The following is a 23,273-nucleotide window of genomic DNA, read 5'->3' as shown; positions in this document are numbered from 1 at the left end:
AAATACAGGGAAGAAAAGATGAAGAAGTTCTCTCTCATTATCCTTACTCCGATACTGCTGATCGTGCTGGCGGTGGCCGCACTATTGCTGTTCGTTGACCCTAATCAGTTCAAACCGCTTATCGTTGAACAAACCAAGAAGCACACTCAGCTCGACCTCACCATTGAAGGTGATATTGGCTGGAAGTTCTTCCCAAGCATCGGATTCACTTTGGGACGCACGACCTTGAGCAACCCACAAGGCTTCAGCTCTTCGAATATGCTTTCTGTGGATGAGGTAGGCCTAGATATCTCGGTATTGCCGCTTCTCGATAAAGAGCTTCAGGTGGGTAATGTGACCCTGAAAGGCGCGCAAATTTATCTGGAAACTAAGGCGGACGGCAGTAGCAACCTAGACGTGTTTACTGCGCCTGCAACAGAAGAGACGGCTGCTGCTGAACAAGCGAGTACAGAAACAGCGCCAGCCGAGACGGCTCCAGCTGAGCCTTGGACCATCAGCCTGCAGGGTGCAAATATCGAGAATGCACTGCTGGAGATCAAAGATGATTCAGCGGGTCTGTATACCAAACTTGAGAAGGTGAATCTGAATGTCGCTAGCTTCGAGTTTGACCAATGGACGCCGGTCACCTTTAGCTTTGAAGGTGTGAATAATGAGCAGAAGTTTGCCATTTCTGGTCAAGCAAATGCCAAGACCAATGCAGACTTTACCGATTATCAAATCAAGGATGTGTCTGTAAACGGTAGCTTCTCTCAGCCAGATTTTGACCTACAGAAATTCGAACTGAATCTTGACCAGTTTGCTCTGGGATCATTTGCTAACGTTAAGCTTACTGCCAACGGTGTAGCCGCGGGCAATAAGTTTGATATGAGCACTGCTCTGCAGGCCAAACTAGAGAAGGATCTAAAGACCTTTGCCGTTCAAGAGGTTGCGCTTCAAGCAAGCCTTGATGGCCCTGAGCTGGATGTAGAGCGCGTTACCCTTGATCTGAACCGCTTTAGTTTCGGTGAGCCGGGGACATTCCAGTTTGGCCTTAAGTCTAAATTGGCGGATATGACTCAGAACTTAGTCGCTTCGGGCAACCTGCTGGTGGACGAGGCGATTTCTAAGGTGTCCGTAAATAGCCTGCAGATGAATGGTACCGTTGAAGGCAAAGCACTACCTCAGACGCCAATGAGCATCGGACTTGAGTCTGATCTTAGCTTTGATCTTAACAAGAGCCACCTCGACCTAGTGCTAGCCAAGCTTGCCCTAAACGATCTGCAATTCGATGGCTCGACCCAGGTTACCCTAGCGGATATTCCTAAGGTGCGTTTCAAACTGCACTCTCCAGAAATCAATGTCGATGAATGGACGGGAGCCGGCGAACAGGCCCCTGCGGAGCAAGGTGCTGCGAGTTCAGGCAGTGGTACTTCTGGCAATCAAGCGGCGACTGAGCCTGACCTAAGCGCGCTGAAAACAGTAGATGTTGCCGGCACCATCACCATAGATAAGCTCACAGCAAGTAATACAAAACTGCAGAACGTATTTACCAATGTTGCAATTAAAGATGGGGTATTGAACCTTAAAGCCCTCAAAGCACGTCTTTATCAGGGCAGTATCGATGCCAAAGCTGTGCTGAACGGTAAAGGTGCAGTTCCAGCATACGATTTTGATGCCAAGGTAACAGGGGTTAAGGTTGGACCGCTTCTAAAAGATGTAGCGGACAACGAGATGCTTGAGGGGACGGGTAATATCACTGTAGACCTAAAAGGTAAGAGCCTAATACCTGAAAAGCTAAAACAGAACCTTGCGGGTAGCATTAATATGACTTTCACTGATGGTGCGGTAAACGGCATCAATGTGGCTCAGATCATCCGAACTAACTATGCCAAGTTTAAAGGTGATGAAGTACCGGCTGAACCTGAGGTTAAAAAGACGGACTTCAGCTCTATGTCTGCGAATGTGAAGCTAAATAAAGGCGTAGCGAATATCTCTAGTGTTAAGGCGCAATCACCACTGCTTCGCGTCGATGCTTCGGGTCAGGCGAACTATGTGCAAGAGACCATGAATATCCTGGCTAAGACCTCTATCGTGGGCTCCCTCGAAGGCCAGGGTGGTAAGAGTATCGATGATCTCAAAGACCTAACACTGCCGCTTCGCGCTGAGGGAAGCTGGGCACAACCTAAGTTCAGCCTAGACTTGGCGGCACTTCAAAAGCAAGAGCTTGAGCGCAACAAGAAGAAGCTAGAAGAGAAGGCAAAGAAAGAAGCGGAGCGTGGTATCAAGAAGTTACTGGGTGATAAAGCCAGTGATGAAGATGCGAAGAATGTGACCGACTCGCTACTGAAGAAGTTTTTCTAATTGGAGCTGTAAATGAAAACTTTGGGACTTATCGGGGGAATGAGTTGGGAATCTACCCAAACCTATTATCGTCTTATCAATGAGCAGGTTAAGGAAAAGCTCGGCGGATTACACTCAGCAAAACTAGTTCTGTATAGCGTGGATTTTGCTGAGATTGAAGCTCTGCAACATAAGGGTGAGTGGGATAAAGCGGGAGAGGCACTAGCAGAAGCGGGTAAATCGCTACAAGCTGCCGGCGCGGACTCTATCGTGATCTGTACCAACACCATGCATAAGGTGGCGCCTGAGATTGAAGCGCAAACTACTATTCCACTACTGCACATTGCCGATGCTACAGCGCTAGAGCTAAAGCGCCAGGGAATTACTAAGGTGGGTTTGCTGGGCACCGCCTTTACTATGGAACAGGCGTTTTATAAGGATCGCCTAACAGAGAAGCATGGTATCGAGGTGGTCATTCCAAACGATGCCGAGCGCAAGCTAGTGCATGACGTTATCTATGAAGAGTTGTGCCTTGGCACCATTAAGCCAGAGTCAAAGCGTGCCTATCTTGAGATAGTGGATAGCCTCAGCGCCAATGGTGCTCAAGGGGTGATCCTTGGCTGCACAGAGATTGGATTGCTGATCCAGTCGCAGGATACCGAAGTGCCTCTGTTCGATACTACGCATATCCATGCTACCGAAGCGGTAAATTGGGCGCTGTCATAACGCCCAGCAACTCATTACCAATCGATACCTTTACGCGCCTTCAACCCTGAGTCGAAGGCGTGTTTTACATTCTTCACCTCAGAAACCGTATCCGCCATTTCCATTAGGCTTCTATGAGCCGCGCGACCTGTGATCACAACAGATTGCTCGCTAGGACGATTGTTGAGCGCTTCCACGACTTCCTCAAGCTCGATATAGCCGTAGCTCACCATATAGGTCAGCTCGTCGAGAAGCACTAGGTGGATGCTAGGGTCGGCGAGCATACGCTGACACTCTTTCCACACCACTTGCGCCGCCTTTGTATCCGCTTCTTTGTCTTGCGTATCCCAAGTAAAGCCTGTGGCCATTACATTAAACTCGACCCCATGCTGCTCTAGCAGGTTGCGTTCACCATTATCCCAAGTACCTTTGATAAATTGCGCCACACCGCATTTAAAACCATGCCCTACAGCGCGTGCAACCGTACCAAAGCCAGATGTCGATTTACCTTTACCATTGCCGGTAATCACCAATAGCAATCCACGCTCTTCCTGCGCTTGCTCAATGCGCTCATCGACCTTTTGTTTAAGTTTTTGTTGCCTTTCTTTATGACGTCCTTGCTCTTGAGTCATCATATTTCCCAATTATTTAACAAAGTTTGGCTATCATAACGTTGGAAGTGTCCAAACATAAGGAAAAAGAGCATGAAGGTTCTAGTTGTATGTATGGGAAACATCTGCCGTAGCCCAACTGGTGAGGCAATTCTAAGAACCAAGGCGGAGAATAAAGGCTTGCTGGTGGAAGTGGAATCTGCAGGCACTATAGATTATCACCATGGAGAGAAGCCTGACTCAAGAGCAATGCAAGCTGCGAAGGCTCGTGGTTATTCGTTAGCAGGTAAGCGTGCTCGCGGTGTTACACAAGAAGATTTCTACTATTTCGATAGGATCTTGGCTGCCGATAGGCAAAACCTCGCCGATCTTCAGGCTATGTGCCCTGAGGAGTATCAGCATAAGTTGGGGCTATTTTTAGAAGGGGCAGGTTTGGATACCGACGAGATACCCGACCCGTATTACGGCGGTGAAGAGGGATTTGAGCATGTGTTGGACTTAGTTGAATCTGCTAGCGATCACATTTTAGAACAAATGTCTCATCGTGCGGCTTAATCGGCAAACCCATTTCTAGCACGTTATTTGTGCATAAATTGCTTATTAAATAATCCGGCATTGTCCTATGTCGGATTTTTTGTGGCACGTACAAAATATTGTGTGCGTAGAGTCACGTCTAGGACACCGATTCTGTCAACGCTCAAAAATAGAATATTAGGTTTCATTTGATTTTATAAAATTCGTCTCTGATAGCTTTCGTCAATAGATCGTTTTACTTTTGGGTTTATTGACATGTTGGAATTGCTAATTGGGTTAGTGGCCACAGTGATTGTGGGCTACTTCATTATCAAAGGCTATCGAGCCGCGGGTGTGCTACTGACTGCGGGTCTGGCACTACTTATTATCACAGGCATCTTAGGCCATACCGTCTTGCCATCCAAGGTGGCCTCAACCGGTAATACCTTTACCGATGCTCTGGAATTTGTGAAGTATATGCTTCAGTACCGAGGCGGTGGTCTGGGTCTACAGATCATGTTGTTGTGTGGCTTCGCTTCTTATATGACCCATATTGGCGCCAACAATGTGGTGGTTAAACAGTTCTCTAAACCACTTTCTGTAATCAAATCTCCATACGTCCTCTTGGTTGCCGCTTATATCGTGGCTTGTTTGATGTCTCTAGCGGTGAGCTCGGCAACAGGTCTTGGCGTGCTATTGATGGCAACCCTGTTCCCTATGATGACGGCAATGGGTATCTCTCGCCCGGCAGCGGTAGCTGTGTGTGCATCACCAGCGGCGATCATCCTTTCGCCTACCTCGGGCGACGTGGTTGTTGCAGCAGAAAATGCTGGCATGGCTCTGGACGTGTTTGCGTTCCAGACTGTACTGCCAGTATCTATCAGCGCTATCGTAGTTATGGCAGCAGCGGCTTTCTTCTGGAACAAGTATCTGGATAAGAAAGAGAACACCCCGATGGAGAAAATCGATCTTTCTGAGATCGAGGTAAAAGCGCCGGCTTATTACGCGGTAATGCCTTTCTTGCCAATTATCGGTGTATTCGTATTTAACGGCCGCACCATTCCTGGCTTGTCGCTAGATATCTACACAATCGTGGTGCTTTCTATCTTTATCGGTGCGGTAGTGGATTACGTAACCAAGCGCTTTGACGGTAAGAAGACCCTAGAAGATTTGGACTCTTGCTATGCGGGTATGGCAGATGCGTTCAAGGGCGTTGTGATGCTCTTGGTTGCCGCCGGCGTATTTGCTCAAGGCCTGATGTCTATCGGTGCTATCGACAACCTAATCCATCTAGCGGATAACGCAGGTGCTGGTGCCATTGCCTTGATGCTTCTACTTACCGGCCTTACGGTTGCGGCAGCTATCGCAACCGGTTCGGGTAACGCACCTTTCTATGCGTTTGTTGAACTGGCGCCAGCGCTGGCAGGTAAGATGGGCGTCAACCCAGCCTTCCTGATCATCCCTATGCTACAAGCGTCTAACCTGGGTCGCACTATCTCGCCAGTATCGGGCGTAATCGTGGCTACCTCAGGCATGGCAAATATCAGCCCATTTGAGGTAGTAAAACGTACCTCGGTTCCTGTATTGTGTGGTCTAGTGACCGTTATCCTAGGTACCGTCTTCCTTGTACCTATGTATGCATAAATAATGTTGTAGGCTCCCCAAATGGGGAGCTTTTTATTGAGGTTTCCTATGACGAATTCATTCCAGCTTGATACCTATATCGAGCAGCTCTCGAGCCTAGTTAACGTCGACTGTGGCAGTCATACCCCAGAAGGGGTTGCCAAGATCGCAGATATCCTTACCCCAATGTTTGAAAGCATCGGCTTTAGCGTAACTAGGCATACCGTTGCGCCAAACGCAGGTCCTTGCCTTGAGATCACCAACAAGCCTGATGCTGAGCAGTTTGATGTGATGCTTTGCGGACATATGGATACGGTTTTCCCTGAAGGTACGGTCGAGAAGCGCCCGCTGAGCTTCGACGAAGAGAAAATCTACGGGCCGGGTGCAACGGATATGAAATCTGGGATCCTCAGCGCTTGGTATGCATTGCAGCAGATGAGTACCGAGCAAAGAGATAAGCTCTCTATCTTGGTGGCGCTTAACTGTGATGAAGAGATCGGCTCTCGCTATTCCCGTGATTGGATTGAGAGCATGGCGCGTAAGAGCAAGCGAGTGCTGGTATGTGAAGCGGCGCGTGTGAGTGGTAATTTGATTCGTTCACGTAAAGGCAATGCGAAGTATGAGCTGACCTTTAATGGTGTTGCATCTCATGCCGGTTCTGCGCTAGAGCAGGGCGTATCCGCTATCTATGAGCTTGCCCATTGGTCATTGGCTATCAAGGATATGGTGAACCTAGAGACAGGTACTACCATGAACGTAGGTGTTATTGAGGGCGGTCTTGCAGTAAACGTAGTGCCAGATTATGCCAAGGCGACCGTTGACCTAAGATTCTGGAATACCGATGAGGCAGAGGCTATCGATGCTAAGCTTCGTGAGATGGCGAAAATGCCGTTTGAAAAGGGCGCTAGCGTTGAGGTTAACCGTGTGACCTTTAAGCCTTCTATGATCCCAACTGAGGCGACGGAAGAGCTTATTTCCCTAGTAAGTGAAGAAGCCGATAAGTTAGGGCTTGTTTACGGCTGGGAGAACGCTGGTGGCGGCTCTGACGGTAACTTCACCGCCAATGTAGGTACGCCAACCTTAGATGGTTTTGGTCCTATGGGTGCTGGCTTTCATTCGGACAAAGAGTATCTACTCATAGACTCTATCAAGCCACGAATCGACCTGTTAGCCAACGTACTTAACAGGTTATAAAACGAAAAAACCTGCCAAACGGCAGGTTTTTTTAGCTTCAATTATTGAGGCTCTAGGATTTCGTAATCCGTGTAGCCTTTGGCATCGCCACCGTAGAAGGTCGCGTGCGCATCGTAATCTACAGGGGTAAGATCTAGGCTGTTCTTGATGCGGTAGACGAAATCAGGGTTAGTGATAAACGGCTGGCCGAATGCCACCATATCAGCGTAATTGTTGTCAAGCAGCGCTTGAGCACTCTCTTGGGTTAGTTTACCCGCTACCATGATAGGGTTTGGATACACCTCACGTGCCTTGATACGAAACTCTTCGGTAGCTTCAGTGTAGTTTGAGATGTTCTCTGAGAAATGCACGTAGGCAAGCTTCATTGGAGCTAGCTTTTCTAGCGCACTTAGCGTCAGTTCAACAATCTCATCATCTTCTTGAGCGTAGCCTTCGGTTACAAAAGGAGAGAGACGAATTGCAACCTTGTCACCGCCTATGGCATCCACAACCGCCTGTGTTGTTTCAAGCATAAAGCGCATACGGTTTTCTTGAGAGCCACCATAGATGTCATCACGTTGGTTGCTCGCTTTACGCATGAACTGGTCGATCAGGTAGCCGTGTGCGCCGTGCAATTCAACACCATCGAAGCCTGCTTCAATCGCATTCTTAGCTGCTTGCACAAAATCCGCTGTGGTTGCTTGGATCTCTTCAATGCTTAGTGCTCTTGGCACGCCAGTTTCAATCATGCCGTATTCGCCATCTTGAGTTGGACCAAATACCTGATCTTTCTCCTTGATAGCAGAGGCAGAAACGATCTGCTCGCCGGCAATGCTCTCGTGAGATCGGCGGCCAACGTGCCAAAGCTGAATAAAGATCTTGCCACCGCGAGCGTGCACCGCATCTGTAGTCTTCTTCCAACCCTCGATGTGCTCTTGGGTATAGATACCAGGGGTCAATGAGTAGCCGCGACCTACCGCTGAGATAGGCGCACCTTCAGTGATGATAAGGCCAGCGCCAGCGCGCTGTTTGTAATAGGTTGCCATTAGATCGTTTGGCACATCACCTGGCTGGTCGGTACGAGAGCGAGTCATAGGTGCCATAGCGACACGGTTGTCTACTGCAAAGTCATTGAACGAAAATTTAGAGAAAATCATAGTCATATACTCGAATTTTGGGTGTACGAAGCCAGCCCCCTGAATACTCAGGGAGTTGGCTTGTCAGAAATTGGGGTTACTCTTGGTCTAGAGTTGGGTAGTCGATAAGGCCTTTCTCGCCGCCACCAAACAAGGTGTTTGGATCGTGCTGTGCCCACTGGGCGCCAGTGCGAATGCGCTCAGGAAGGTCAGGGTTTGCCACAAATGGGCGACCAAAGCCAATCATGTCAGCTAGGCCCTCTTTTACCGCCTCTTCGGCAGATTCAGGGTTATAGCGACCTGCGTAGATAAGCGTGTTCGTAAATGCTTTGCGCAGCGCTTGCTTGAATGATTTTGGCGTATCAGGTGCATCATCCCAGTCTACCTCTGCGATATGCAGATAAACGATGTCCTGCTTGTTAAGAAGTGCAGCTACCGCTTCATAGGTTTCTTCCGGATTTGCATCCACAGTACCGTTAAGGGTCGTCAGCGGAGCAAGACGCACACCTACGCGCTCAGCGCCGATCGCTTCAACCATAGCGCCTACCACTTCATCTAGGAAGCGAAGACGGTTTTCTAGGCTGCCACCGTATTGATCAGTGCGACCGTTAGATTCTGAGTCGATGAACTGGTTGATGAGGTAGCCATTAGCTGCGTGAAGCTCGATGCCATCAAAGCCCGCTTCAACAGCATTAAGCGCTGCTTGGCGATACTCTTCAACTACCGCTTTGATCTCATCTACCGAAAGCTCACGAGGCTCTACAACATCCACAAAACCAGGCTCGTCAGTGCCGTTGTCGATAAATACCTTAACGTTCTCTGCTTTGATTGCAGAAGAAGAAACAGGTTGCTTACCACCGATGTTGTCAGGGTGAGTTACACGACCTACGTGCCAAAGCTGAGCAAAGATAGTTCCGCCTTTCTCATGAACTGCTGTTGTCACCTTTTTCCAGCCAGCGATTTGCTCTGGAGTATAGATGCCAGGAGTCCAAGCATAGCCTTTACCCATTTCAGAGATCTGAGTACCTTCAGATACGATAAGACCCGCACCTGCACGTTGTGCGTAGTAGGTCGCCATCATATCGTTCGCTACATCGCCTGGCTGAGAAGCGCGAGAGCGAGTCATAGGTGGCATAACGATACGATTGTTAAGGGTTAGCTTGCCTAGTTTTACTTGGTCAAAAAGAACAGCAGTCATAGCAAAAATCTCTTGTTTGATTAACTGAGACTGAGAATACCAAGACAGGGTTTTTCAGAAAACGTCAAAACACACAAAAGACTTTTGCAAAATATGAAAAAATTAGTGCAGGTAGCTCTCGATACCGTTCAGGAACATCTGAACTGCGATCATTAGAAGTAACATGCCCATCAGACGTTCCACCGCTTTAAGGCCTTTTTCACCCACCACGCGCTGGAATAGCTCAGAGAACATCAGTATCACGGTTGAGGCCGCCCAAGCGCCAAACAGCGCCAGTGACCAGTCCATCATGCGCCCCGGCTCTTGGTGAGCAAGCAGGATAAGGGTTGCGATAATAGAAGGACCAGCAACCAAAGGAATCGCAAGAGGCACAATAAGTGGCTCTTCACCCGCACCTAGGCTGGCACTCAGGCCGCCCTCTGGAGGGAAGATCATCTTAAGGCTGATAAGGAATAGGATGATGGCGCCAGAGATAGAGATGGCTTCTTTATCTAGACCCAAGAAGTTTAGGATGGTTTCACCGGCAAACAAGAACAGTAGCATCACCAACAGGGCAATAACCAACTCACGAATTAATATCAGTCGACGACGCTTTTTATCTATGTGCTTGAGTAGCGCAGTAAAGACGGGTAGGTTGCCCATAGGGTCCATGATAAGAAAAAGCATTACAGCCGCAGAAAGAGTATCCATTCCAGTGCCTAAATTTGTAAGAAATTAATAGGGCGCGATTATGAATCAATCACTTGCCTCGTGTACAGAATAATAGTTGAGGAATTGAAGAGGATTAGCACAAACAATCAGCAGTTGTGAGCCAAGGGTTTGATTAGTCGATTTGGCTATGTTACATAATCTATTCCTCCCCTTAGTTCATTTGGATAGAACGCGAGCCTCCTAAGCTTGAGAGACAGGTTCGAATCCTGTAGGGGAGGCCACTCTTCTTATACTTCTTCTAAAATTCAATGGCTTAAGACTTAACTTCTCCTGCGATGGGTGCTTTTGGGGTGCTTTATTTCGTTAGGTTGCTCTTGGCATACAGGCTGAGCCTAGAAGTTTTGCGTGGTCTCACCATCATTTTACAATTTTCCTTTTTAGATTTTCCCTATAATTGGGTCTCAATGTGAGTCGAGTTAACCTTCTTTAGATCCTTTCCCCTCCATGATGCGGACTCTAAGTTATCTCGATTTGTTGCCTACCCCTCACGATGAGCATTTATATTCCTCAACACTCTCCAAAGATTGTTTTCCTACTTCTTACAGACACCAATTTGTCTGCGATTGAGGCAAGCGAAGTCGCATTATTCAAAACTGAATAACTGATATTTATATTTCCATATAAGAATCGCTATACAGGAAATACGATTCTGTTAATTTATATACCTAATAACATACGTAACTTATAACAAATCTGCTTACAGTTTAATTAAATTTTCGGATTAATGTTTTCCATAGATTATGGTTAACTTTATTTTCACGTATGACTACAGATAACAATTATAAAGGGATAAATATATGAGAGTTAAAGCACTATTAGCGTCTGCTATTCTATTACCGTTTTCATTGACCGCAGTTGCAGAGGGTGTTGATTCAAGTTTTAGCGAAGCAGAAGTATTGGCTGCTCAAAACAACTGGTGTGACGCTCTAGTTAATATCAGCAGCACCTATGAGGCTCAAGGTCACGAAGTCGCACAGGCACTTGCTAAAGAGGTGATTGATTCAGCGTATGCTTACCAGGTAGGCCCTGTGCTGTTTAAACCGACACTAACCGTTAACCCACAAACTTTCCGCACTGATAGCGAAGGTGCTCTGTCTTACTTTGTTGCGGGCAATGAGAACTACCCTCAAGACAGTGGGTTTGCTCTGAAAAACTGGACCAAGTGCGAAGTCGAAAATGCAGGCGTATTTATTACAGATGACAGTGCAAGCACCATGGGTAAGGTCCATTTCACCAATGCCGATGGCGAAGTAACGTCAGTAGATAAAACGTGGAAGTTTGTAAAAGACGAACAAGGCACAATTAGAATTGCATTGCATCACTCGTCGCTAGAATATATTTCTGAATAATAAAAATTACTTCTCCATTAAAAATCGTAAATAATAGCTACTAATATTAGGCTCAGGTGATTCTGGGCCTTTTTTGTTTTCAATCTTATATCACCGTCTAGCTCGCCCTTTTCGTGTCATGCATGGAAAGGGCCTTCATACGTGTGCTTAGAGAAAAAGTTGTATGGCGTGATCTGACAAGAGATACGAGTTGTTCGTAGAGTATGATTAATGCTCCAATTTGAGCGTTCGTAAAGGCGCGTTGAGCCCTGAAACAAGGAGTATTTGTAGTGTCTGATTTACTATCTCAATTGAGTCCCACTAAGAACAAGAAGCAAGCAATAGAGGATATTCTTGAGAAGCAGTTAAAAGACGAAGGTAGGGCTTTGGATGCGGTAGCCAAGCGACACAGTAAGAATGCATTGCTTCTGTTTATCGCGTGTGTATCGTTACTATTGTTTGCTGTGATCGGTGGTTTTTGAAAAGTACACTACACAGATTTGACCTGATTTAACATTGTACTCAGTTTGGCAAAAGTTATGACGTAAGTAATCGATCGTTACGCGAGCAAGAGGCTTTATCTAAAAACTGATACATGTTTGAAACTACTACACTGTGACCTTGTTTTGAAATTTGAAACATTATTGGATTATGCGACATTTTTCATATTTAGATCAGGGTGTTAGCTTCAACAAGTGAGCATTATGATTCCATCATTCTAAAAGAGGAATTGTTATGTTTTATGTTCATATGCTGCTCCTTCTGGCAGTGATATTTGTTGGTATTCGCTATGGAGGGATCGCCTTTGGCCTGCTCGGTGGTTTAGGCGTTTCTATTCTCAGCTTCTTCTTTGGTATTGCACCTGGCCAGCCTCCTATTGGCGTGATGCTTATTATCCTTGCGGTGGTTGCAGCCTCGGCAACACTTGAAGCGACGGGTGGTCTAAAACTACTTGTAAAGTACGCTGAAATATTACTGCGCAAACACCCTTCAAAGGTTGTTTTCCTTGGCCCTCTATGTACCTACTCCCTTACCGTTCTGGTGGGTACTGGGCACTCGGTTTATCCGCTACTTCCGGTTATTTATGACGTCAGTATCAAGCGTGGCATCCGCCCAGAGCGCCCAATGGCAGTCTCAACTATTGCATCGCAAATGGGTATTACCGCAAGCCCGATTGCGGCCGCAGCCGCTGTTGTTATGGCGACTGCTGCCACTAACCAGCTAGATATTACTCTCGGCCAAGTGCTAATGGTGACCATCCCTGCCACACTCACAGGTGTGCTTGTTGCCGCTACCTGGAGCTTGAAGCGTGGTAAGGAACTGAACGAGGACCCAGAGTTTTTAGAGCGTATGAAAGATCCTCAATTCAAGGAGCAGCTGATCGACAGAAGCGAAGTCAGCACTGGCACAACGGGCATGGAGGCAGATAAAAAGGCTAAGCGTGGATTGACTGTATTCCTACTCGGGATTCTGACCGTGATCTGTGTGGCGATGTTTGGTAAAGATCTAGGCTTGTTGCCAGCTGGGGTAAGCACCTCAACAGCGCTTCAGTTCTTGATGTTGTCCGTGGGTGCGATCATTTTGCTGACTACGAATGTAGATCCTAAAAAAATCGTCAATACCAATGTGTTTATTGCTGGTATGAGTGCGGTTATCATCATCTTTGGTATCGCTTGGATGAGTGACACTATCATTGCGCATAATAAGCCGTACATCATCAGCTTGGTAGAGGATGTAGTTAAAGCGCATCCGTGGACATTTGCTATCGCAATGTATGCATCTTCTGTGTTTCTAAAGAGCCAAGCAGCTGTGCTAACAATTATGTTGCCACTGGGCTTTGCGCTGGGTATTCCTGCTGAAGTGCTGATAGGTGTACTGCCGGCGTGTTACGCATATTACTTCTTCCCATTCTACCCATCCGACTTGGCGGCTATTACCTTCGACCGCTCGGGCACCACAAAAATTGGTAAGTACATACTCAACCACAGCTTCCTAATCCCTGGCTTTATTGGTGTATTGGTGGCGACCTTTATTGGCTATTCGTTGTCGGTTGGTCTCCTTCCTATTTGGCTGTGGGCGGTTGCTATAGTTGCTCTGGTATTTGGGGTGAATAGCTATATGAACCGATTGAGCTCTGAAACACTTAAGTTGGCTTGAGTGTATTTTCTGAGATGAGCTGAACCTTATCTGCTTGGTTGAATTGATGGTTTTTAACCTAAACTATCCTTGTAAAAAAGCGCTACCTAGTGGTTCACTAGAGTAGTGCTTTTTCGCTTTCAACCCTAAACCAGCGACTAGGATTGTCCCTCTACTATTAAGCAAAACCACCTTCTTAGAGGGTGGTTTTTATTCCTTTCATTTCTAACTTTTCGATCAAGGGAGACTGGTTACCCCTTACACCATTTCATTTCCCTTGCGCCAAAACAAGGTTTGCTCAATTTAGCAATCTATAATTGCTCGCCTCGTATTTGCATCTGGGTTGTTAATATCCATGCAAACTCCATGAGTTGCATACTCATGATGATTCCAGCTATTAAAGAAGGTAAGGCGTGAGCAAGCTATTTACTCCAACTCGTATCGGTTCTCTGACTCTAAAAAATCGCTTTGTGCGAAGTGCTACATGGGAAAATATGGCCACTGAAGATGGTCATATGACGGATAAGCTGTATGGCATCTATCGTGAACTGGCAGAAGGCGGGGTAGGTTTAATCGCAACGGGTTACGCTAACATCGTTGCTGACGAGAAACCAAACGCTGGCATGATGGGTATGTATGATGACTCATTTATCCCAGAGTATAAAAAGCTGACTGACCTTGTGCATCAACACGATAGCAAGATCATGATGCAATTGGCTTATGGTGGTACCAAAACGACCTACAACCTAGGTGAGCGAGTGATCTTTGCTCCAAGTGAGGTTGCTGAGCGTGGCACGCAGACGCTTGGTAAGGCGATGACTATAGATGAGATCGCTTATATTGTGGAAGCTTTTGCTAAAGCGAGTCTACGCGCGAAAGAATCAGGATTTGATGGTATCGAAATCCACGCCGCGCACACATATCTGATTAATCAATTTTTGAGTCCTTACTACAACCAGCGCACTGATGAATATGGTGGCAGTTTTGAAAACCGTATGCGTTTCTTGCTGGAGATCTTTGAAGCGACTCGAAAGCTAGTTGGCGTCGATTTCCCTATCCTAATCAAGCTCACTGCAACTGAGTTCTTTGAAGGCGGCTTAACTTTTGGTGAAACGCGTAAGATCTGCAAGAAGCTAGAGCAAGTAGGCGCAGATGCGCTAATCATCTCAGGTAACATTCATGGCAAGGCCATAGATATGGTGGGTGAAAGCTTTGATGGTTATATGCTAGAAAAAGAAGGCTTCTTTCATCAGTACGGCGATGTGATCAGTAGAGAGGTCAATATTCCGGTAATTACCGTAGGTGGTTTGACGGATATCGAAGCTATTGGGCAGATTGCTGAAAACACTAGTATTGAATGTTTCGCACTTTCCAGGCCTCTGCTTTCTGAGCCAAACCTGATTAAACGCTGGGAGGAAGGGGATAGAAGCCCTGCTTTATGTGAGACATGTTCGAAATGTCGAACCAAACGGGGTAATTTCTGTGTGGTAAATAAAGAGCGGAAGGCGCAGATAGCGGCACTTTAATCCTAATACTAGTAGTAGCTGGACGATGGTCTGAAGGGCGATACAGGCTAAGAGTACAACTTAGCCTTTTTCCTTTTTAGATGGTGAAAAGTTACTCCCTATCTACTTGGTTGATTTATAAGTTGCGAAATTTGCATGTAAATTAGTCAGGCTTATTTAATCTATTTTGATGGCACTAAATGTCATAGTTACTTTTATATATTATTAATTATGCTAGGAATTAATTATGCGTAAGCTATCGAAAAGTCTATGTTCAGATGAAAAGGGGGTTACAGCAATTGAATATGGCTTAGTAGGAGTCGCAATGGCGACTGTCCTTGCTGTTATTTTTGCTGACGTTGAAAATGGATTTATCGCCACCTTAGTGGATGCTTATCTTAAAATAATCGCGGTCTTTGATTCCTAGATTAACTCTTCTCCTTGAGTAATTACACTCTGTTACAAAGCTCACATAGTCACATTAAATCTGAAAAAAAATAGCAATACATAAAAAGTTAAAGTTTATGTAATTAGTCTGGTTTTGTGATCTATATCATCTTGATATCTTTAATAAGCACATATTTCGAGCAGTGGTAATGGTTTTTGTTAATTTTTTGTAAAGCGCATTAATTTTCCTTATTTAGACTCCTTTGAGGGGGAGGGACCGTCTTTCTAGTATCTAGGAGCATCTTTTAAACAGGGAACTCCCTGAATCAATCTTAAGGAACTTGAAAATGCTTAAATCTCTTATCTCTCGCTTTGTGAAAGACGAACGCGGCGTAACTGCGATTGAATATGGTGTAATCGGTGTTGCTATTGCCTCTGTACTTGGCATTGTTATGTATACAGGCGGAACTAACGGCGGCCTTGCTGGTGAAATTCAAGCTGCATTTAATGCAATGATCGGCGCATTTAGTAGTTAAAACATCCAAAGTGTTTATTCTGTACTTCTTAATCTCATGTTCAGTGTGTCTATCAGATATTACGAAAAGACGTATATATAACGTTCAGATAGTAGCGATGTTAGTACTTTGTTTAACAATCACTGAACAGTCGATCACCCAGATATTAGTTTCAATATTATTAATATTAAGCATCGCCTTGATTTTATTTAGTACAAACATATGGGGGGGAGGAGATGGTAAGTTGCTGACTGCTCTCTCCCCTTTATTTCCAGTTTCTCAAGTACCAGATTTACTGTTTTCAGTCTTGCTTTGTGGTGGTGTGGTTTCTTCCGTCTACCTATTAAAGAAGCTATTAGTCGAAAAAAAAAGAAGTTCTTTTGGTATTCCATATGGCGTTGCCATAGTGTGCGGAGCAAATCTCTCTCTCTACTTTTCTAAAGGACTTCCTATTTATTCATGAACTCTCGTTTGATATTTATCTTATCTTTTGTTTTCGTAGCATTTGGCCTGTTTGCTGTAATGCAGAATGTGAATGCTAGAGCAGAAGCCAATGCTAAAAAACAGGTGGAAGCGCAAGCTGAAGAGCGCAGAGAAGTTAAGTATGTTCTTTGGAAAACTAAAGAAGATATCAAGCGTGGTGAACCCGTCACCAAAAATAAGCTAGAGCGAGTGATATTACCCGAAGCAGAAGCTAATGCTCTGGGTGTAAATCGTGATGTGGAGTTGGCTCTAGTAGAAGATAGTCGAGCCAATCACGATATCGACGGAGGGACGTATTTCTTCTCCGAAATGTTTACCAATCCAGACCAAGCAGGTTATCTAGATCTTTTGGCATCTGAAGGGAAAATTCTTTATCCGCTCCCTATTTCCACCATTAACTTGATTAACAACTATATCCGCCCGGGTGATCTAATTGACATAATTTCAGTGAGTTCGCCTCTGACCAACCTAGCAGATACTGGAGCGCGAATTACTCAGTTTCAGGGGGTTAAAGCCCGAACTATCAAACGCGGTGTGAAGGTCTTAGCTTTTGAACAAAAGCCTGTTGACCCCAATGAGCAAGTTGCTCAGAGCGGCTCATCTATTAGCCCTCGAGTTTCTGCTACTGGCAATTCAAAAACTACAGTTGTGATTGAGGTAGAGCCAGATTTTGTTTCACGTCTCTCTCTTGCTCAGCGCACAATGCATCTAGAGATATATCGCTCGCAACTTAACAGTGAAATTCCGTCGGCAAACATGAGCGATGTTATAGAGAATTATCAAGGTATTCGCGAACTACGCGGCGCCGACACACAAACGACTAATGTAGAGGTTTACTAGTGCTACATAAATTTTTGGGCAAATTGCTGTTATTACTTTGCTTGGTATCACTAAATGCCTTTGCTTATCAAATTCCCCTAAATGATGCTCGTTCTGTGCGTACCAAACAACAGATTGGTACTGTATTTATGAGCCAGCCTAGTATTGCTGATTATAAAGTCATTAATGAGCGTCAGATTATCGTCTTTGGCAGTTCTGTCGGTCAGACTCGCTTGATGATATATGATCTAGAAGGGCGTTTGGTTGTCTCACGACTTGTTGAAGTGACGTTACCACTAAATCAAGTTCGTGCTGAGGTTAAAAAACGCTACCCAGACCTAGATATCGAAATAGTGCCTATGGGAGCTAAGATAGCGGTTAATGGTACTGTTTTTACCGAGAAACAACGCGATGGTATTTATGCATTGGTTGCAAGTATGCTTGGAATGGAAACCACTGAACGTTACCCAAGCTCTGATGCACCAATGTCATTGCCAGAACCATTTGTTGCTGACCCACAAGTAGAGTTCTATCGAAATAATACCTATGAAGGTTTGATTGAAGGTTTGGAACTTAGCTTTCCTTTTCAAGTAAACGTGCGTACAACCATTGCTGCTGTAGGAAGCGAGTTTAGGGAAACTGTGGGTGTTGATTGGACCTCAGCTGGCTCTCCCGGCGTGTTTACATTCCCTGACCTCACAGCGTCAGATCTATCTGCGACCATTACTGCTCTGAACAACGACAACTTAGGCGAGGTGCTAGCGGAACCAAACCTCACTGTCCTCTCAGGACAAGAAGCATCATTTCTTGTGGGTGGAGAGATCCCGATGATTACCTCTGATACCAATGGCACCACTATATCGTTCAAGGAGTTTGGTATCGGGCTAGACATTGCGGCCAAAGTTTTTAATGAAGAAGAAATTCGTCTTCGAGTTCAGCCAAGTGTGAGTGTCGTAGACCAGATAATCAGAACTACAACGGCGGAAGTTCCCCAACTGTCTACTCGAAAGGCCACAACTACTATAGAAATTGCTGACGGTCAGACATTTATGATTGGCGGCTTGATGAACAGTGAAGATATTGAGTCACTGCAGAAGATTCCAATCCTTGGTGACATTCCTTTCTTTGGTGCGCTGTTTAGTAAGGCCACAACCAACAGAAAAACGACGGAAGTTGTGATTATCGCTACCGTGAACTTGGTGAAACCAACTCAAGCGGACAAGCTTAATATCCCTCGTATCCATAAGACCAATACCTTCACCCGTTGGATGGGGATGAGTAGCGAGTTTGATAGTCAACGTCAGCAAGACGCTGAGTTTGTTGAGATGCTAAACAGCGGAGGTTTTGCACAATGATAAAGCCTTTTTTGACATTGCTTGGCGCACTTTTGTCAGTCGGTTGTGCAGACCATGCATTGCAACACAGGGGTACAGAAAGTATTGCCTATCAAGAACAGCATAGGTTTGAGCTCAGTTTTGAGTCCGATGATAAGAAGATCGAATTAGATCGAATTGAGTCGATTGTAAACCAGTTTGATCTGCGAAAAGCAAGGTTTGAATTGTCTTACCCTACTCAATATGAGCAACAAGCGTTGAGTATTGTTGAATTTATGTATGACATGAAAATTCGCCCTGACTGGGTCTCTGTATTCCCTAAAGGTGAAGAGAGCCCATTTGTTCTTACCGTTTATCAGTGGCAGTCAGTGATTGACCAGTGTAAGCCAATCACGATAACCAAATCTAACCCACAGGCGGGTTGTACTGTTGAGGCTAATCGAACTATTCAGTTGATAAATCCGGGAAGTAGGGTGAATTAATGGCAAATATATTTGACCTTTCTGAAGAGCTATCCCTCGATATAGACAAGAAAAAAAGCAGTTCTCCAAAACCTAGTCAACCAGCACAAACAGGTGGCGCAACTCTTTTCTTTAGTAGTAGCGATTGTCGTGATGGTGTTATAGAGGCTTATAATTTCGAAGGTTTGGAAGAGCCTAAATGCATCAAGGGCTTACCAACTAGTACCAAGGAAAAAGAACTAGGGGATGTTGTCATTGTAGAAATGACGAACTCCATAGATATTCAAGCTGACGCTCAAGAAATCAATGCTCAACTTCCAAATAGCAAGACGGTAATCCTGTTAGGTCAAACAGACTCAATTCAGGTTCTGCGCAATTTGGAAAAGATGGGTTTTTATTACCTTCCGTGGCCAAGTGACAAGTTAGAGCTTATCGAGTGTTTGAAGCAAGCCAGTCGTGACGAGAGAAAACGTTATGAAAGTGGTTACTTTAGGAAGGCTAAGCGAATTGCCGTGGTTGGTGCGAAAGGTGGAATCGGTACTTCTGTTATCTCAACAGAGTTGAGTGCGCTTTTGGCAAAAAAAGGTAGTCGCACCATCTTGGTCGATCATCATTACTCCCAGAGCAATATAGATATCATTCTTAGCCAAAAAGATCTTGAACAGGTTGATGTGAGCACTATCACCGTGGAACCTTCCAAGCTTGATGAAGAATCGGCTACGAGTTACTTGAATGAAGTAGAACACAATTTTCTTTATCTTGGTTTCACAGGCAAAGATAAGATAGAAGAATTAGAGAAATACACGAATACAGTAAGTAGTCGTCTTAGCAGGCAAGCAAACTTTATCATTTCGGATTTTTCTGGATCCTTAGACTTCCCATTGGATGCCGAAAAAATGGTGACAGAGAACGATGTAATTGTTCTGGTCACTGAGCCTTCGGTTTCAAGCGTGCGCGCAACCCAGCGTTTGTTAGACAGGATTAAAGATGTAGCTATACCCCAGTTGGTCCGCCCTCGTGTAATGGTAGTTTTGAACCATCATCGTCCAGAAGCATGCTTTAACCTCAATTTTGAAGAAGTAGAGCGTTTTCTGAAGATCAAGCCGGAAGTGGCAGTTCCATTTTACAAGACTGCAGCTAAGCAACTCATAGAAGGCAAAAGGCTCCAAGGGCTAGAAAAGGGAAAGACAAAACCATTTACGTCACTAGCCCTGTCAATAAATGGTAGAAACCCAAATAAGAAGACGGGTTTGTTTTCTAAGTTCTCTTTTAAAAGGAATAAGAAATGAGCCTGACAAAAGAGCTTTATGAGCAGTTTCGTGCACAAATCTTTGAGGTGATTGATGCTGGCATCTTGAGTGAGATGACGCCACAGGAGCTCACCTCACAGATAGAAAAAGCCATTGGCAAGCTTTGCGAAAACTACTCGATTCCGGTTCCTGCGGTTACTCGAGCCGAGCTAACCACAAACTTGGTTGACGAACTGATTGGCCTTGGTCCACTGCAACAGTTAATGGACGATGAATCCATTTCCGACATCATGGTAAACGGTGTCGATGAGGTGTTTATCGAGCGTAATGGTAAAACCCAGAAGGCAGATATTTCATTTATGAATGAGAAACAGCTGCTGGAGATAGCCAAACGTATCGCTAACAACGTTGGACGTCGTGTTGACGAATCTAGCCCTCTTTGTGATGCTCGTCTAGCCGACGGAAGCCGTGTAAATGTAGTAATCCCGCCGATTGCCCTTGATGGTGTTGCTATTTCGATTCGTAAGTTTAAAGAGCAAAAACTAGGTCTTAGAGAACTAACTGGGTTTGGTGCAATGTCACCTGCTATGGCGCGAGTATTAATGATAGCTGCCCGTTGCCGCTTGAATATTATTATCTCCGGGGGTACAGGGTCAGGTAAAACGACCATGCTTAATGCGCTATCTCAGTATATTGGTAATGATGAGCGTATTCTTACTATTGAAGATGCGGCAGAGCTAAGAATTCAACAGCCCCATGTTGTAAGGCTAGAAACCCGCCCTGCGAGTACTGAAGGCTCGGGAGCAATTACCCAGCGTGACTTGGTAATTAACGCCCTTCGTATGCGTCCTGAACGCATTATTCTAGGTGAGTGCCGAGGTGCTGAGGCTTTTGAGATGCTGCAGGCTATGAATACTGGACACGACGGCTCCATGTCAACATTACACGCCAACACTCCCCGCGATGCAATGTCTCGTATCGAATCTATGGTGATGATGGCGAACCTTGCATTGCCACTGGCCGCAATTCGAAGAACCATAGTTTCAGCAGTGAACATTATTATTCAAGTAAACCGGCTTCGCGATGGTAGTCGTAAGGTTACTAGTATTTCGGAGATTTACGGTCTTGAGGGCGAGGCTCCGGTAATGGAGGAGATCTTTAAGTTTGTGCCGGATGAAGATCAAGCAAAAGACAAGATCACCGGCAATTTTGTAACCTCAGGTTTATCTAGTCGTTCTCAAATAACGATGCGTGCATCTGAGTATGGTTTGTCACGTGAACTAGAAGCTGCATTTGATCTTCAACCGGAGCATGCATGAATATCTGGCTTGCTCTGATTCCATTGTTGTTTGGTTTGGGGTTGCTAGTTTATGCGAAGCGTAGGCCTGATCCGCGTTATATGTTTTTGGAGCAGGTATCAGAAGCAAAAAGCAAAGAGTTGTACGCTGTAGATTTAAAAGGTTTGACCAAATCAAACTTTTTACAAGGACTGACGAACTTCTGGAATGTTCTCAAAGCGTCCTTAGGTAAGTTTCCGATATCGAAAACAATAGTTTTTATTGCTTTGGTTAATGGCGTTGTCTTTTATGTCAATCAACGTTGGTTAAATTTCCCTGAACTAGAAGTTCATGTTTCTACAACAATACTATTCCTATTTTTTGGCGTCCGTTTTCTTGTAGATAGAAGACGTAAAGCCTTTGATAATGACTTTCCGGATGCACTAAATATTTTAATGAGTGCTGTTACAGCAGGCGAAAGTATTAATTCTGCATTTTCTTATGTTGCAAAAGTTTCCGATACCGATGTTGGTAGAGAATTTAAGGATATCTCTGATCGAATGAGGTTGGGTGAATCTTTGGAAAGTATTTTCGAGCGTTCATGTAAACGATTTCCATACCCTCCATTTCTATTTTTTGTCATTACTATTCGCGCTAATATGGAGCGTGGAGGACAACTTAAAAGTGTATTAGGTAAACTGATTCGAGTTTTGGTTGAAGCAAGAAATTTGGAAAAAAAGAAAATGGCTATGACCTCTGAAGCTCGTATATCTGCAAAGATAGTTGGAGCCATACCGTTCTGCTTCATGTTTCTTCTGAACTGGATTAGTCCAAAAGACTTAGAGTTTGTATTGTTTAATCCAGATGGTAAATGGATACTTTATTATGTTTTGATAAGTGAAGGGATCGGTATGTTTATTGTTTGGTGGTTAGTCAAGAGTATACGATAATGATAATTGCTATTTTTTTGATGGTTACTGCAGTTATAGCCTTTTGTATAACCAAATATTTAGACTATAAGTCAAAGCAATATAGAATCCAGCGATTGCTTGAAGGAAAAAAACAGATTAATTTTAGTTTTTTTCATGATGTCCTCGGAGGGGTGGGTAGGGGAACTCAGCGAGAAATAAGAGACAAATTCGAAGATGCTGGAATTTATAATCGAGAGTTGCTTAGGTACTATACGCCGATGAAAGCACTATTATTACTAGTATCTTCAATATCTATAGTAATGTTTGTTCATAATACCAATAACATGCTGATATCATTTATGTTGTCTCTTGTACTGGTTATCATTGTTCCAGATATGTACCTAGCTTTGCGTAAAAAAAGATTAGTGGAAAAAAACTCGCGCCAATTACCCTATATGCTGGATATGATGTCGGTGTGTATTCAAACAGGTATGACTTTAGAAGCCTCTTTTAGATATTTGGGTGACGAACTGAAAAGCTTTGATAAAGATCTATGCTACCAAATTCGCAAAACATCGGATGCAGCGGAAGTTAAAGGTATGGAGGCAGCTCTAAAAGATCTTACAAAGCGAGTGCCTACTCCACAGGTAAGGAGCTTTGCACTAACTCTTACTCAAAATATTCAATACGGCACTTCGGTTGCTCCAGTTTTATCTGACTTAGCTGAAGACTTTCGTAATGAACAGATTCTAGTCATGGAAGAAAAAATAGGTAAACTTGCAGCAAAAATGAGTGCTCCTCTTATTTTGTTTATTATGTTTCCAATCGTGATTTTGATATTAGCACCAGGTATTACTCGAATGATGACAGGCAATTAA

At 44.7% G+C, this 23,273-nt stretch carries 23 protein-coding genes and 1 tRNA gene; 20 read left to right on the top strand and 4 right to left on the bottom strand.

What is annotated here, in order from left to right; translation table 11 throughout:
- Positions 1–18: 18 nt before the first annotated feature.
- Both Pcarn_RS09090 and Pcarn_RS09085 read left to right on the top strand, forming a co-directional pair.
- Entirely contained in the window at positions 19–2,340 is a 2,322-nt protein-coding gene (locus tag Pcarn_RS09090) for an AsmA family protein (RefSeq protein WP_261833553.1), read from the top strand.
- A gap of 12 nt (positions 2,341–2,352) precedes the next feature.
- Positions 2,353–3,045, top strand: a complete 693-nt coding sequence (locus tag Pcarn_RS09085) for an aspartate/glutamate racemase family protein (protein ID WP_261833552.1) — start codon at positions 2,353–2,355, stop codon at positions 3,043–3,045.
- 14 nt (positions 3,046–3,059) lie between these two features.
- Here Pcarn_RS09085 and cobO read toward each other — a convergent pair whose 3' ends face one another.
- A complete protein-coding gene (gene cobO, locus Pcarn_RS09080; protein ID WP_261833551.1) occupies positions 3,060–3,656 on the bottom strand; it encodes a cob(I)yrinic acid a,c-diamide adenosyltransferase in 597 nt (198 codons plus the stop codon).
- A gap of 72 nt (positions 3,657–3,728) precedes the next feature.
- On the opposite strand from cobO, the gene Pcarn_RS09075 reads away from it, so the two are divergent.
- The 3 genes from Pcarn_RS09075 to Pcarn_RS09065 all read left to right on the top strand — a co-directional run bounded on the left by Pcarn_RS09075 (position 3,729) and on the right by Pcarn_RS09065 (position 6,965).
- Positions 3,729–4,190: a low molecular weight protein-tyrosine-phosphatase gene (locus Pcarn_RS09075; protein ID WP_261833550.1), complete on the top strand. Its 462-nt coding sequence runs from the start codon at positions 3,729–3,731 to the stop codon at positions 4,188–4,190.
- A gap of 234 nt (positions 4,191–4,424) precedes the next feature.
- A complete protein-coding gene (gene dcuC / locus Pcarn_RS09070; protein ID WP_261833549.1) occupies positions 4,425–5,792 on the top strand; it encodes an anaerobic C4-dicarboxylate transporter DcuC in 1,368 nt (455 codons plus the stop codon).
- Positions 5,793–5,840: 48 nt separating this feature from the next.
- A complete protein-coding gene (locus Pcarn_RS09065) occupies positions 5,841–6,965 on the top strand; it encodes a M20 family metallopeptidase (protein ID WP_261833548.1) in 1,125 nt (374 codons plus the stop codon).
- A 41-nt stretch (positions 6,966–7,006) separates the two neighbouring features.
- Here Pcarn_RS09065 and Pcarn_RS09060 read toward each other — a convergent pair whose 3' ends face one another.
- From Pcarn_RS09060 to Pcarn_RS09050, 3 genes are all read right to left on the bottom strand, one after another.
- A complete protein-coding gene (locus tag Pcarn_RS09060; RefSeq protein ID WP_261833547.1) occupies positions 7,007–8,101 on the bottom strand; it encodes an alkene reductase in 1,095 nt (364 codons plus the stop codon).
- 76 nt (positions 8,102–8,177) lie between these two features.
- On the bottom strand, positions 8,178–9,278 hold the full coding sequence (locus Pcarn_RS09055; protein ID WP_261833546.1) for an alkene reductase: 1,101 nt from the start codon (positions 9,276–9,278) through the stop codon (positions 8,178–8,180).
- A gap of 102 nt (positions 9,279–9,380) precedes the next feature.
- Positions 9,381–9,968, bottom strand: coding sequence for a YhgN family NAAT transporter (locus Pcarn_RS09050; RefSeq protein ID WP_261833545.1), 588 nt, complete (start codon positions 9,966–9,968; stop codon positions 9,381–9,383).
- A 166-nt stretch (positions 9,969–10,134) separates the two neighbouring features.
- Between Pcarn_RS09050 and Pcarn_RS09045 the strand changes: the two genes are divergently transcribed.
- From Pcarn_RS09045 to Pcarn_RS08975, 15 genes are all read left to right on the top strand, one after another.
- A tRNA-Arg gene (locus Pcarn_RS09045) sits at positions 10,135–10,210 on the top strand.
- Positions 10,211–10,786: 576 nt separating this feature from the next.
- Entirely contained in the window at positions 10,787–11,338 is a 552-nt protein-coding gene (locus tag Pcarn_RS09040; RefSeq protein ID WP_261833544.1) for a hypothetical protein, read from the top strand.
- Between the two features lie 269 nt (positions 11,339–11,607).
- A complete protein-coding gene (locus tag Pcarn_RS09035; protein ID WP_261833543.1) occupies positions 11,608–11,799 on the top strand; it encodes a hypothetical protein in 192 nt (63 codons plus the stop codon).
- A 253-nt stretch (positions 11,800–12,052) separates the two neighbouring features.
- The gene (locus Pcarn_RS09030) at positions 12,053–13,474 is read left to right on the top strand and encodes an anaerobic C4-dicarboxylate transporter (RefSeq protein WP_261833542.1); all 1,422 of its coding nucleotides are present in this window, start codon (positions 12,053–12,055) and stop codon (positions 13,472–13,474) included.
- Positions 13,475–13,866: 392 nt separating this feature from the next.
- On the top strand, positions 13,867–14,979 hold the full coding sequence (locus Pcarn_RS09025; protein WP_261833541.1) for an NADH:flavin oxidoreductase: 1,113 nt from the start codon (positions 13,867–13,869) through the stop codon (positions 14,977–14,979).
- Between the two features lie 226 nt (positions 14,980–15,205).
- Positions 15,206–15,385, top strand: coding sequence for a Flp family type IVb pilin (locus tag Pcarn_RS09020; protein WP_261833540.1), 180 nt, complete (start codon positions 15,206–15,208; stop codon positions 15,383–15,385).
- Between the two features lie 307 nt (positions 15,386–15,692).
- Complete coding sequence (locus Pcarn_RS09015) at positions 15,693–15,881, top strand: Flp family type IVb pilin (RefSeq protein ID WP_261833539.1); 189 nt, start codon at positions 15,693–15,695, stop codon at positions 15,879–15,881.
- A 10-nt stretch (positions 15,882–15,891) separates the two neighbouring features.
- Complete coding sequence (locus Pcarn_RS09010; protein ID WP_261833538.1) at positions 15,892–16,323, top strand: prepilin peptidase; 432 nt, start codon at positions 15,892–15,894, stop codon at positions 16,321–16,323.
- Positions 16,320–17,183 carry an RcpC/CpaB family pilus assembly protein gene (locus tag Pcarn_RS09005; protein ID WP_261833537.1) on the top strand — a complete coding sequence of 288 codons (864 nt, stop codon included), beginning with the start codon at positions 16,320–16,322 and terminating at the stop codon, positions 17,181–17,183. The genes Pcarn_RS09010 and Pcarn_RS09005 overlap by 4 nt, the downstream gene beginning before the upstream one ends.
- Positions 17,183–18,517 carry a type II and III secretion system protein family protein gene (locus Pcarn_RS09000; RefSeq protein ID WP_261833536.1) on the top strand — a complete coding sequence of 445 codons (1,335 nt, stop codon included), beginning with the start codon at positions 17,183–17,185 and terminating at the stop codon, positions 18,515–18,517. Before Pcarn_RS09005 ends, Pcarn_RS09000 begins: the two co-directional genes overlap by 1 nt.
- Positions 18,514–18,978 carry a hypothetical protein gene (locus Pcarn_RS08995; RefSeq protein ID WP_261833535.1) on the top strand — a complete coding sequence of 155 codons (465 nt, stop codon included), beginning with the start codon at positions 18,514–18,516 and terminating at the stop codon, positions 18,976–18,978. The genes Pcarn_RS09000 and Pcarn_RS08995 overlap by 4 nt, the downstream gene beginning before the upstream one ends.
- Positions 18,978–20,246 (top strand): AAA family ATPase, encoded by a 1,269-nt coding sequence (locus Pcarn_RS08990; protein WP_261833534.1) that lies wholly within the window; start codon positions 18,978–18,980, stop codon positions 20,244–20,246. The genes Pcarn_RS08995 and Pcarn_RS08990 overlap by 1 nt, the downstream gene beginning before the upstream one ends.
- Entirely contained in the window at positions 20,243–21,526 is a 1,284-nt protein-coding gene (locus Pcarn_RS08985) for a CpaF family protein (protein WP_261833533.1), read from the top strand. Before Pcarn_RS08990 ends, Pcarn_RS08985 begins: the two co-directional genes overlap by 4 nt.
- Positions 21,523–22,434, top strand: coding sequence for a type II secretion system F family protein (locus Pcarn_RS08980; RefSeq protein WP_261833532.1), 912 nt, complete (start codon positions 21,523–21,525; stop codon positions 22,432–22,434). The genes Pcarn_RS08985 and Pcarn_RS08980 overlap by 4 nt, the downstream gene beginning before the upstream one ends.
- Positions 22,431–23,273: a type II secretion system F family protein gene (locus Pcarn_RS08975; RefSeq protein WP_261835662.1), complete on the top strand. Its 843-nt coding sequence runs from the start codon at positions 22,431–22,433 to the stop codon at positions 23,271–23,273. Before Pcarn_RS08980 ends, Pcarn_RS08975 begins: the two co-directional genes overlap by 4 nt.

The organism is Vibrio ishigakensis (assembly GCF_024347675.1).
Taxonomy (GTDB): Bacteria; Pseudomonadota; Gammaproteobacteria; order Enterobacterales; family Vibrionaceae; genus Vibrio; species Vibrio ishigakensis.
This window is presented reverse-complemented; position numbering and strand designations above follow the sequence as displayed.